The organism is Paenibacillus sp. Marseille-Q9583 (genome assembly GCF_976954365.1).
In genome coordinates, this window is sequence record NZ_CDRJTB010000001.1 from 170882 (window position 1) to 183470 (window position 12589).

Consider the following 12589-nt stretch of genomic DNA (forward strand, 5'->3'; position numbering starts at 1 on the left):
AAAATTGAAAGCCTTTACAAAACTGATATTACACGATAATATAATACTTAATTACAAATTCTTAACATTAGTTTCGATTTATAAATACGGATTATATTGTAAAATCCTCCCTTAAACAGGTAGCCTAAAGGAGATTATCCATGCTAGACATTACTGCCGTCCTCGAACGCAATATGGCGAAGAATCGCTATCAGAACTATATGCACCCTTCCTATGAGCACGAAAAGAAGCTCGTCTATGCAATCCAACGCACTGATCGTGAAGGTGCCGTTAAAATATTGAATGAAATCAACCTGCTGGAACGAGCCAACCTGTCACCAAAGCCTTTGCAGTCGTTGAAATATTCTCTAGTCGCTAGCTGCACCATTTTTACGCGTGCGATCATTGAGGCGGGAGTCGATTCCGAGTCCGCGTTCATTCTCAGTGACCATTACATCAACTTAATTGATGAGAGCGACTCGATCGTGAAGACCGTTGAGATTGAATACCTCATGCTAAATAGCTTTATTAGTGTCATCTCAACCCATCGTTCGTATTCGTATGGACCTATCATTAATAAGACGATCGCCTATATTAAAAAGCACATTGAAGAGAAGCCTACGCTAGAGCGAGTTGCGGAAATCGTGCAGTTGCATCCGAATTACCTCGCAACGCTATTCAAACAAGAAACAGGAAGCACTGTCCTCAACTTCATCCATAAAGAAAGAATTGATGCGATCAAGAACTTCCTGATCCATACAAATATGGCGCTTCAGGATATTAGTGATATCTTCGGCTTCGCTTCCTCTGCCTACTTCTCTACCTACTGCAAGACGCATCTAGGCATGACCGCAAGGGAGTATCGAAAAGATCACATGAAATGACAAGCAAAAACGCCTTCGGCGTCCTTAAAGGACGGAAAGCGTTTTTGCGAGAAATATAAGGATAAAGTATAACGTGAAACTTATAGTTCCGTATATTTTCTAAAAAAGGCGAATTCTCATTCATAGCTGAATGGAATCTCGCCTTTGGTCCCCCTAATGATTACTTTGCATAACTATCTCTTCGGTGGTTGCGGTGTAATCAGGAAGTTAACCGGCAAATTACTACCAGACGCTGCAGTGAACAATATCTCAACAGAGCCCCCTTCATCACCTGTACGATAAACCACACTATTCAAGTTTGCATTTGTAATACTGCCGGTACTTGGCATTTGAACAATTTGACCATTCACCATAACAGGTCCCATATAATTACCACCACGCGGGTTAAAGGTAATTAATGAATTTGGAGCAACATGTTCAAATTTGATTTTGTATAGTACTCCGAAGTTGCCTGCATTGGATGCACCAGTTCCTGACATAGGGTCGGTGCCCATTAAATTCAAATCACTTGAATTATCACCGATGAGAAGTCTCGCAGGTGTTCTCCCTACTTCATCCGTAACAGTCATGATACGTGTAGAATCAGCATAAGTCCCTCGGTTATGCACGCCATCACGATCCAGTATTGGAAGCATAGGAAGTGTGGTTAACGGATCTTTATTCGCATCAATCATCATAACATTGTATTCAATAGGATAATCACTATATAAGTCCGCTTGGAGTGAAACGATTTCGCCCGGTTTTATTGCAATATTATTCAGATCAGACAGGATAGAGACGCTTTCACCAGGTTGCAGGACCGTTGTCTTGTAATCTTTTTTCGTTTGCATGGATTCCCAGTAACGTTGCACTGAGAGTTTACCCGTAGCTTCCGGAAAGGGGTGTGGGCCTCCAACGCCTAAATATTCTGTTGTGATCGTCGTAGGGGATAGATTGTTGTTCTTAGCTATCACATATACCTTCATTTTAGTATTCATATTATTCTTGTGGTGAATCAAAAAGCGGGTTCCACCGAACGATGTTTCACGATAAGTAATCCCTTCCATATTTACGGTTTCTGGACTGTTAGCGCGAATAAGATTATAAGGCTCAGAAGTGAGCGTATAAGCTACCTTCTGCCAGTTTGGAACATTGGATCCGTCAATATCAAATACACTACCCGGAGAAGCGAACAATCTATAGAAATCTTCCTTACTGTACAAGACTTCACCCGTAATATTAATGACTTTTTCAAAAGTGCTGATTGCGCCATGTGAATCTTCTACTTGAATAGAAACTGTTGCAGGACCAGGCGTGAAGAAAGCTTCCGCTTTATTTGTCCAGGTCGTTGTTTTAAGTGTATCTCCGTCTGGGTCGGTGCTCATATCCGTATAAGTGATCATCTCACCCATTTTGTAGGAATCCTTATCGGTCGTAAAATTTGCAACCGGCGGTGTATTCGGTTTTAGAATCGTGATCGTCGTGGAGTAAGGATCACTCCATTGTCCATTAGCATCCCTAACAGAGTAGGATACTACATATTGCCCAGGTGTATCATAGATATCCTGCTTCCCTTCCCACTTCTCTTCAACTATGGCTGAACCAATCGGTGAAGAGCTAGAAGTCAGGAAATTCACTGGATCACCAGCATAAATTATAGCCGGTACTGTAAAAGAAGCTTTAGGCTTCAAATTTAGTGAAAGAATGACTCGTTTTTGCACATTATCCACGGTATACGGAATGCCCAGCGCCCCAGTAATGGACGTCAATGGAATCATAAAGGTTCCTTTGAATTGATAAGCTGGACCTTTCATTGTCACATTCTTACCATTTACGGAATAAATCTTGCTGTCTGTCTTAAACCGCATAACGTCGCTGCCTTTAGTAACAATGGTCTCTTTCGTCTTATAATCGTAAATGTATTTCACACCTACACGTTCAACCATAGCTCTAATCGAAACGTAGGAAACGCCATTCTTCACTGCCATTGGCTGATTAGCCAAATATTCAATGCCATTCTGATACATTTTGTTACTATTCATCATAAGTACAAGCTGATTGCTAGCCCCTGCATTAACTATATCTGTTGTAATCGGTGGTGTGGTGGTCGCAGGTATAAGTGTAAGACTTGGACTCGGTGTGGGGGATGGTAACGTTGTTAAAGTAGAATCGGTTATTCCCCCTGTAATTGGCGTTACTGTCGCTGTTGGTGTTGCTGTTGGTGTTGCTGTTGGTGTTGGTATTGCCCCTTCTGCTACCGGACGTGTCAATGATGGCAATGGATCAGTAGCTTCTGGAATTACTTCCGCAACAGTTGTAGTAGCCACTCTTACTCCACTGGTGTTACTGGAGGTAACATTTCCAGCTTCAGCAAAAACGGGTACTGCCGCAGCAGTCTGAGATACGGCCAATAGTACAACTAATGATAGTTTTTTTAAATGCATGATTTGACTCCTCTGCTCCATTTGTAAATATAAGTGGCCCCTAACTTTACCTTCCTCATATATAACGAGACAGTGCTTTTACTTCATGGTACATTCATTATTTCAAATCGTATTATTTGACGCAGTAGATCTCAAAAAGTTTCATTATAAGTAAATAAAAAACAATGTTGTATATTAATTACACCATCCACCTCTATCTCCTTTATTTGTTATCATATAAACTCCACCTAGGCTTTAACCCAATTCTCCAAGCAAGCATATACTGATGCCATAGAAACTACTGGCACGCCGAAAATAAACTATGACCTTACCACTATCGGCGTACGGGCTGGAGGGAAATCCGTGCTAAACATCATCCACGCCTCTTCTGCAGAGACGCCCGCTTCACTACAAAACCATTTCGAGATTTTTCGTGAGCACACCATTGGAATTCGGCATCAGATCACCACGCCCTATGGTAGACAGCCACTGCTGTATGCCGATTGGACCGCCAGCGGACGCTTATATGAACCGATTGAACGGAAGCTGCAGGAAGCCTTCGGTCCATATGTTAGTAATCCACATACAGACTCCAACACGACCGGTTTAACCATGACACTGGCTTATAATGAAGCGCGACAAATTATTAAAAAGCATGTAAATGCTGGTCCTCAGGACATCCTGCTCTTCTGCGGAAATGGAACAACGGGAGCCGTAAACAAGCTGCAGCGTATCATGGGCTTAAGACTCCCTGAGTGGATTCAGGACTATAGCGCCCATTCGATGGAGGAACGTCCTGTGATCTTCACCAGCCATATGGAGCATCATTCCAATATCCTTCCCTGGCAGGAGGGGATTGGTGATGTTGTGACTGTTCCTCCCGGAGAAAACGGAAATATAGATCTTCAGCAGCTTGAAGCCCAGTTGAAATTGTATCAGCATCGCCGCTGGAAAATAGGTTCATTTACGGCTTGCTCCAATGTGACCGGAATTCAGACTCCCTACCAGAAGCTTGCCGCAATTATGCACCGCCACGGAGGCCTATGTTTTGTAGATTTTGCCGCCAGCGCACCCTATGAGCCTATCGATATGCATCCTGTCTCACCGCTGGAGAAGCTGGATGCAATCTTTTTTTCTCCACATAAATTTCTGGGTGGACCGGGCACGAATGGCGTTCTAATTTTTGATGAGGCTCTAAGTAATGGACGTATTCCTGACGAACCGGGTGGAGGTACAGTGGCTTGGGTCAATCCTTGGGGAGGACGCCGCTACACCAACGAAATAGAGATGCGGGAAGACGGGGGAACGCCGGGATTTCTGCAAGCTTTTCGGACGGCACTTTGCGTGAAGCTGAAGGAACAGATGAATGGAAACGGTCAATATATGGTGATTAGAGAGCACGAGCTATGCCAGCAATTAATGAACGGGCTCCGTAGCATACCCGAATGCTCGCTGCTAGCTGGACATCATACAGAACGTCATGGCATTGTCTCTTTTACACTACGTGATATTCATTATAATCTTGCAGTTCAACTACTGAATGATCGCTTTGGTATACAAGCCCGGGGTGGTTGCTCTTGTGCAGGTCCTTATGGGCATTACTTACTTGAATTAGGGTGGGTGCAATCTGCTCAGATCGCTGAGGCAATTACTATAGGAGACCAGTCGCTTAGACCGGGTTGGATTCGCATCTCTCTACACCCCATTATGACGAATCAGGAGGTAGAGAGAATTGTATCCGCTGTACGAAATATCGTGATCCATTTCCAACAATGGAAACAGGACTATTTTTATGATGCTTCTACGAACAGTTGGACCCATATCTACAATGAGGATCCCGCAGAGGCGAAGGTCAAAGCGCTTTTTTCGGTGTAGTTCCCAGCTTATTGTGTAATGTCCTTCACCATGTCCAGATCGGCAGCACTAGCGTTGGAGATAACTTGTTCTACATTTTTACAACCTGGAATTACACTGGTTACTGCGGGATGCTGAAGGCACCACGCCAAAGCCCACTGCGCCATATCGAGTCCAGAAGGGACTTCATTGGCAGCAATTTCAGCTACAGCGCGCAGCTGTTTTTGCCTTACATCCTCTTTATGGTTAGCACGCACATCACCCTGACCAAATACCGCATCCGGCTTGTACTTGCCGCTTAAATAACCACTCGCTAACGGAACACGCGCCAACACACCTAATTTATGCTCGATGCAGAGTGGAAGAATCTCTTCCTCAGGTTGACGATCCAGCCGATTATATACTACTTGTATGGCCTCTGCTTGCACATCCGCTGCTGCAGAGGTCTGATGTACACCCGAGACTGATGCACTTATCGAGACGCCTAAATGACGGATTTTCCCTGCCTGCTTCTGTCTGTCGAGCATGCTCCACAGCTTGTCGTTATCGAATTGCTCATCCGTTCCGGAATGGAATTGATAGAGGTCGATGTACTCGGTCTGAAGTGCACGCAGGGAATCATCCAGCTGCTTCAGCACATCCTCAGCACGCCATAACTGTTCCCGCTGCAAATGTCCCTGAAAATGATGACCGAATTTCGTAGCTACAATCCAGTCCTCACGTTTCCGGCGAGTCAGATAACCCCCGATGAACTTCTCCGACAAGTGATCTCCGTAACATTCTGCCGTATCAATCAGGTTAATACCGAGCTCTCCAGCCTTATCTAGCATGGCATCGACTTCTGCTTGAGTGAAATCCTTGCCCCACTCTCCACCGAACTGCCAAGTACCCAATCCGATCACCGATACATTCATCCCTGTACTGCCAAGTTTACGATATTTCATCATCATTTCCTCCTTTGTTCTATTAAAATAGTCCATTCACATTACTAAGCGGCTTTGTTTCCATCTTCCACCGTTCTAGCGAACCGCGCCTCGATGGCTTTAACTCCCCATAGTGACAATCCAATAAACACCAAGACATAGATGATCTCCCACGGCTGGCGGATAAATCGTTCCAGATCATTTCCAATATATGAAACTGCGAATACCATGATCGCTTTGCCCACAGTGAGCGCAAGGAGGTATGAACGAAACCTCATACCAGCAAGACCAGCAGCCATATTAATTACAACGAAGGGGCCTACCGGGAATATACTAAGCAGAAATACATAACTGAATCCGCTTTGCCGCACCCATGTCATACTTTTGGCTACCTTTGGTCGTTCTGCCCATTTTCGCAGATACCGATGCGAAGCTACTTTGCGAATAATCCAAAATGTGGTCACACAGCCCGCAACCAAGCCGATCCAAGAATACAAAAAACCTAACCATAAACCATATACAGCCCCGTTTAATCCGACGATCGCAATCGTTGGTAGTGGTGGTATAAATGATTTCAAAAACGTTAACGCAATCCCCGGAAAGGGCCCAAACGAACGATATTGTTCAAGCAGATGCCGCAGATTATCCTCTGTCAGCCAAGACATAATATCAAGAAAGTACATAATCAGCTGATCTCCTCATCCGATTGGAATTCTTAACACCTGGTCTCAATTATACACGAAGTTGCGAGCATTCTCACAGCTCTTCCAATATAAAGAAAACAAGCTAGAACTACATGAATGACAGTGGGTAAGTTCTTCGTTACGATAGACAAAATAAGATTAAGTTACTTCATTACAAAGGGACTTCAGGACACTTATCTTGACAGCACAACGATTAATAGTAAGATGAGTGTTGATGGAAATAAAATGAATTTATGGGGGCGTTATTTGTTGAAGAGATTGTCGGTTTTAGCAATGATATGCGTTTTGATATTTTCTGTAGGTCTTATTCCTGCTCCAGTGTCAGCAGCTTCTAAGGGATCCCACATTTTTGTGGATGGGGTGCCACTAAATTCGAGATCTGTGAGTAAAAACGGAGTTTCGTTCGTCCCTTTCCGAGAATTATTCGAGAAGCTTAAGATGAGTATAGAATATAACGCAAAACTGAAACAAGTTACGGGCACCAAAGGCGATTTGAAGATGTCTTTTACTATTGGTAGCAAAACAGCCTACGTGAATGGCCAGAAAAAAATGCTGCAGGCGGCGCCGTTTGCTCAGAATGGCACTACGTTAATTCCGGTTCGTATCGTTGGTGAAGCAACCGGGAACGCCGTTTATTATTCAGCAGCAGCAGATGTGATTCAAATTAATAGCCCATCTTTTAAAGGTGCCTCTTACACCATTGACGGCATCGCGATCTTATTCAATGCCAATGGAACTGTCTTGTTTGGTCCCAACGCATCAAAAGACATGAATTCACAAAAGGAAATAGCTGAGATCGATGCCATTAAAGATTTCACAGCTAACGCTCCCAAAATTCGTATTGTCGGAGTACCGCCAACACAAGAACAATCCAAAGATCCCGGCTATAAAGGATACCCTGATTATTTTGACGCCAATTATGTAACCGCAGCCGGAAACAAGGAAACCTTGCCTCCGCTTATGAGCGAAGGTTGGATTTCCTTATCTATGCTCTCCGAAATTGAAAAAATCATTAATCTTGGAAATAGTGATTCCAACACCCTTAGCATAGGTAAATATGCTGAGATGGGCCTCTTAAGATACGATATCGTTGTGACAGATGAATACAAAAAAGCAAAAACAGGCCAATTCACGTTAAGCGACATACGTGTAAAGAAATATAAGGGCACTATGTATCTTAACATTGAGGATTTACAAACCGTTGGCCTCATTGAGCCTAATTAAACTAGCTTGTTAGTTAGTTCAATAATTCAGAGAAAAGGCCATCCTTTTGCAGGGTGGCCTTTAATTTTCATCATCACAACAAAAAGCCGAGCAGCAAGCTCCGACTCAGGAGCTTACTACTCAGCTTTCAGTACCCGCACCTCAAACCTCTCCACTGTATCAACCCGCCTGCTCACCTTCCGTCCTCAGCCCCGCAACCACAAGGGTTGTCACGTACTTACGAGCATCCGCTGTCAGCAGTAACAGCTCTACCGAGCTTATAGCCGGCTCCCCTCTGACAAACTTTATTCGGGCACCGTCCAAATCCTCTTGGATGCCGGCAATCGTATATCCTTTAAAAAGCAGCCCATCAATCTCCTGCTGCTCTTTGGTATATTCCGCAAAAGCAGACATTAGACTACACCTCCGCTGATTTCTGCCTTAGAAGGAAGAGGAGCCTCCGCTGCAAAACGTTTGCGTTTCAAATATTTTCCTGAACCTGCTTTGCCCACAAATTGTTTGTCACGAATAACAAATTCGCCTCGACTGAGAACAGAAACAGGCTCTCCCTTCACTTCAAAGCCCTCAAACGCATTATAATCTACGTTCATATGGTGCGTGTCCGCAGAAAGGGTTCTTTCTACAGAAGGATCAAAAATGACCAGATCAGCGTCACTACCTACTGCGACCGTGCCTTTTTGCGGATACAAGCCAAACAGCTTGGCACTAGAGGTAGCAATAATATCTACGAATTTGTTCAATGAGATCCGGCCTTTCTGCACACCTTCCGAATATAGAATTGTAAACCGGTCCTCAATGGTTGGCCCACCGTTCGGGATTTTGGAGAAATCGCCTAGCCCCAGATCCTTTTGTCCTTTGAAATCAAACGAGCACTGGTCAGAGCCAATCGTCTGCAAGCTGCCGCTCCATAGCGCATCCCACAATACATCCTGATTCCACTGCTCACGCAGGGGCGGAGACCACACGTATTTAGCACCTTCGAAATTAGGCTTTTCCAACGCCGTCTGATCCAGCACTAAATACTGTGGACAAGTCTCGCCATAGACGCGCAGTCCCTTTTTACGCGCTTCAGCAATCTTCCAAGCGGCTTCCGCACAGGTCACATGTACAACATACAGCTGAGAATCTGTCAGTTCGGTTAGATAAGCTGCGCGTCCCGTAGCTTCACCCTCCAGCTCCGGCGGGCGGGTCAGCGCATGAAAGATCGGATCAGTGTTGCCTGCGGCTAAGGCCTGCTCAACAAGATATTCAATGACATCTCCATTTTCCGCATGCACCATAACGAGTGCACCTTCTTTTTTCGCAGCTTGAAGGGTCTTAAAAAGTGTGCCGTCATCCGCCTGAAAAGTATTCTTATAAGCCATAAATACTTTGAGCGAGGTAATGCCTTCATTCTCAATTATCTCCGGAAGCTCACCCAGTACTTTATCGTTTAATTCTGAGACCATCAGGTGGAAGCTGTAATCAATCACCGCTTTATCCTGCGACTTATGATGCCATGTATCTACGGCTTGCTGTAGCGGTTGTCCTTTGGTGGTTAAGCAGAAATCAATGACTGTGGTCGTTCCGCCATATGCAGCCGCAATGGTTCCCGTCTCAAAATCATCAGCTGTAACCGTGCCGCCAAAAGGCATATCCAGATGCGTATGAGGATCAATGCCTCCAGGAAAAACATAACACCCCGAGGCATCTATAATTTCCGCACCAGGGACATCCAAATGAAGGCCAATCTCCGTAATAACCCCGTTTTCAATCGCCACATCGCCTGTATAAGTATCTGCTGCGGTAACGATGATGCCGTTTTTAATAATCTTTTTCATCCTTACACCACCTCCACTTCCGAATAGGAGCCATTCAAACTGCCGATCACTTTCTGCCGCTGGTTCCAGGTCAGTGGGGCTGCCCCGGTATCCACTGGAACCATATCGATCGCGCCGTCCGCTGGACAGACAATTGAGCAAAGATTACAGCCTACACAATCTTCCTCGCGGACCTGTAGAATAGCTTTCCCATCTGCATTAGTTAACATATCAATACATTGATGTGAAGCATCTTCGCAGGCAATATGGCATTTATTACAGTTGATGCAGTTGTTCTCATTAATACGGGCAACGACCTTATAGTTGAGATCCAGATCACCCCAGTTGGAGTACCGGGATACCGATTTACCGATTAACTCTGTTGCGGAAGCCAAGCCTTTGTCATCCAAATAGTTGTTCAGGCCATCGATCATTTCCTCCACAATCCGAAAGCCATGATGCATGACCGCTGTACATACTTGAATGCCCGTAGCACCCATCAACATGAATTCAACAACATCCTGCCAGGTTGAAATCCCTCCAATACCAGAGATAGGAATGCCGACTCCCCGGTCACGGGCACACTCAGCCACCATACTAAGCGCAATTGGTTTCACGGCCGGCCCGCAGTAACCGCCATGCGCACCCTGACCTCCAACATTCGGAATCGTGTTCCAGCTATGAATATCTACACCAGCAAGGCTGTTGATCGTGTTGATCATACTAATCGCGTCCGCTCCACCCTTAACCGCATGGCGGGCAACTACGGTAATATCCGTAATATTAGGCGTCAGCTTCACAATCACCGGTGTTGTCGCAACTTCTTTTACCCAGGTGGTCTGTGCCTGCACCAGATCAGGCTGCTGCCCCGAAGCAGCGCCCATTCCACGCTCAGCCATCCCGTGCGGACAGCCAAAGTTAAGCTCCAGACCGTCTACACCCACATCCTCTACCCGTTTAACAATCTCATGCCATTTATGCTGCGTTGGTTCTACCATCAGGGAGGCTATAATCGCATGATTCGGGAATCTTTTTTTCGTTTCATAAATTTCCTTCAGATTAACTTCAAGCGGACGGTCAGTGATCAGTTCAATATTGTTAAAGCCCGCAACCCGTTGCCCATTGAAATTTACTGCCGCAAAACGCGATGAGGTATTAATGATCGGATCGCCGAGCGTCTTCCACACCGCCCCGCCCCAACCTGCTTCAAAGGCCCGTTGCACTTGATAACCTGTATTCGTAGGCGGCGCGGAGGCCAGCCAGAACGGATTCGGTGATTTGATTCCTGCGAGATTAATACTTAAATCTGCCATTGATGTTCCCTCCCTGTCATGTAAAATCCAATTTGATTTCTACGCTCAGCCCGCAGATCTAACAACAACCTCCTGCTGGAATGACAATTGTTTAACAATCGCATGGGCTGCATCTTTTCCCTGCTGTGCCGCTGATACAACCATAGCCTCGCCCTTACCTGAACCAAAAATGATGTCCCCAGCGGCATAAATCTGCGGGTCGGAGGTTTGGCAGGTGACCTCATCCACCTTAACAACCCCACGGTCATGCATAAGACCTAAGGAATCTATCAGATCTAGACGACGTTTTTGACCAATAGCTATTACAACCGCATCTACAGGAATCAAGAACTCAGAACCCTCGATCGGCATAGGTATTGGACGCCCATCTTTACCCAGCTCCTCCGTCAGCTTCATCTGCACACATTCCAGTGCGGTTACATTCCCAAGCTCATCACCCACGATACGTTTCGGTAAGGTAAGCCAGTTGAACTCCACACCTTCCTGCTTCGCGAATTCATATTCAAAGTCATATGCCGTCATCTCTTCGCGGGTCCGGCGGTAGACCATTTTTACATTAGTGGCTCCCAGCCGCACTGAGCAAGTCGCTGCATCAATAGCCGTATTCCCTGCACCAATGACAGCGACCCGCTGACCCATCAGCTCTAGCAGAGGAATGCCAGTCTTAGTGGATTCTACGAGCGCAATGGCGTCATAAACTCCAGCCATTTTTTCACCTTCAATCCCTATCGGAGGCACATAACCCATACCCGCTGCCAAAACGATGGCATCATAATTCGACTTCAGCTCATCTACAGAAACATCCACTCCGACTTTTACACCTGTACGTATTTCCACACCCAGCTTCTCTACCTGCTCTACTTCCCAAAGAGATACAGACTGCGGGAGCCGAAACGATACAATCCCATGTGTATCCAGCCCACCCGCTAACGCCTTTGCTTCGTAGATCACAACAGCAAAACCTTCACGGGCGAGCTCCCTAGCCGCAGACAATCCCGCAGGACCACCGCCGATTACGGCTACCTTTTTCCCATTAGGGGTGCCAGCCTTAAATAATTGAACTCCGCTGTTCATCGCCCAATCTGTCGCATAACGCTGCAGCAGTCCGATTTGGATCGGCGCCGAGGCATCATTTAATACACAAGCTCCTTCACACAGCTCATCTGTAGGACAAACACGAGCACAGCTGGCACCCACAGGATTAGAATCCATAATCGTCTGTGCCGAGCCTTTCAAATTGTCAGTAGCGATCCGTTTGATAAAGGAGGGAATATTAATGCTGGTCGGACACGCTTTTATACATGGGGCATCGTAGCAATATAGACAGCGATTGGACTCATCCATCGCACCCTTATGGGTCAAAGGCGGCTCAGCCTCGGCAAAGTTACGCATGAACATATCTGGTGTAAATGCTGTTAACGGAGAAGAATGCTCCATCACTAGTCCCTCCTTATGGGTGCTTTTTCAATTTAATGTTATATAATATAACATTATTTCAAGTTTTGTC

Annotated in this window: 10 protein-coding genes; 3 read left to right on the forward strand and 7 right to left on the reverse strand. The window is 45.6% G+C overall.

Going from position 1 to position 12589, the window contains the following annotated elements; all coding sequences use genetic code 11:
• The first annotated feature begins 140 nt into the window (after positions 1 to 140).
• Positions 141 to 863 (forward strand): helix-turn-helix transcriptional regulator, encoded by a 723-nt coding sequence (locus ACWNM1_RS00700; RefSeq protein ID WP_234530912.1) that lies wholly within the window; start codon positions 141 to 143, stop codon positions 861 to 863.
• Positions 864 to 1036: 173 nt separating this feature from the next.
• Here the strand turns inward: ACWNM1_RS00700 and ACWNM1_RS00705 are convergent, their stop codons facing one another.
• Entirely contained in the window at positions 1037 to 3286 is a 2250-nt protein-coding gene (locus tag ACWNM1_RS00705; RefSeq protein WP_449599169.1) for a stalk domain-containing protein, read from the reverse strand.
• A 342-nt stretch (positions 3287 to 3628) separates the two neighbouring features.
• Between ACWNM1_RS00705 and ACWNM1_RS00710 the strand changes: the two genes are divergently transcribed.
• Positions 3629 to 5140, forward strand: coding sequence for an aminotransferase class V-fold PLP-dependent enzyme (locus ACWNM1_RS00710; RefSeq protein ID WP_449599170.1), 1512 nt, complete (start codon positions 3629 to 3631; stop codon positions 5138 to 5140).
• An 8-nt stretch (positions 5141 to 5148) separates the two neighbouring features.
• Here ACWNM1_RS00710 and ACWNM1_RS00715 read toward each other — a convergent pair whose 3' ends face one another.
• Together ACWNM1_RS00715 and ACWNM1_RS00720 are read right to left on the reverse strand one after the other, a co-directional pair.
• Positions 5149 to 6063, reverse strand: a complete 915-nt coding sequence (locus ACWNM1_RS00715) for an aldo/keto reductase (protein WP_449599171.1) — start codon at positions 6061 to 6063, stop codon at positions 5149 to 5151.
• Positions 6064 to 6107: 44 nt separating this feature from the next.
• Positions 6108 to 6725, reverse strand: coding sequence for a TVP38/TMEM64 family protein (locus tag ACWNM1_RS00720; RefSeq protein ID WP_042192646.1), 618 nt, complete (start codon positions 6723 to 6725; stop codon positions 6108 to 6110).
• Positions 6726 to 7019: 294 nt separating this feature from the next.
• Here ACWNM1_RS00720 and ACWNM1_RS00725 point away from each other — a divergent pair, with 294 nt between their 5' ends.
• Complete coding sequence (locus ACWNM1_RS00725) at positions 7020 to 7970, forward strand: copper amine oxidase N-terminal domain-containing protein (RefSeq protein ID WP_449599395.1); 951 nt, start codon at positions 7020 to 7022, stop codon at positions 7968 to 7970.
• 159 nt (positions 7971 to 8129) lie between these two features.
• Here the strand turns inward: ACWNM1_RS00725 and ACWNM1_RS00730 are convergent, their stop codons facing one another.
• Genes ACWNM1_RS00730 through ACWNM1_RS00745 form a run of 4 tightly spaced genes read right to left on the reverse strand, consistent with a single transcriptional unit; the run spans position 8130 to position 12519 of the window.
• Positions 8130 to 8363, reverse strand: coding sequence for a hypothetical protein (locus tag ACWNM1_RS00730; RefSeq protein ID WP_449599173.1), 234 nt, complete (start codon positions 8361 to 8363; stop codon positions 8130 to 8132).
• Complete coding sequence (gene hydA, locus ACWNM1_RS00735; protein ID WP_076219130.1) at positions 8363 to 9790, reverse strand: dihydropyrimidinase; 1428 nt, start codon at positions 9788 to 9790, stop codon at positions 8363 to 8365. Before hydA ends, ACWNM1_RS00730 begins: the two co-directional genes overlap by 1 nt.
• 2 nt (positions 9791 to 9792) lie before the next feature.
• Positions 9793 to 11082, reverse strand: a complete 1290-nt coding sequence (gene preA, locus ACWNM1_RS00740; protein ID WP_449599175.1) for an NAD-dependent dihydropyrimidine dehydrogenase subunit PreA — start codon at positions 11080 to 11082, stop codon at positions 9793 to 9795.
• 45 nt (positions 11083 to 11127) lie between these two features.
• The gene (locus ACWNM1_RS00745; RefSeq protein WP_449599176.1) at positions 11128 to 12519 is read right to left on the reverse strand and encodes an NAD(P)-dependent oxidoreductase; all 1392 of its coding nucleotides are present in this window, start codon (positions 12517 to 12519) and stop codon (positions 11128 to 11130) included.
• Positions 12520 to 12589 lie beyond the last annotated feature (70 nt).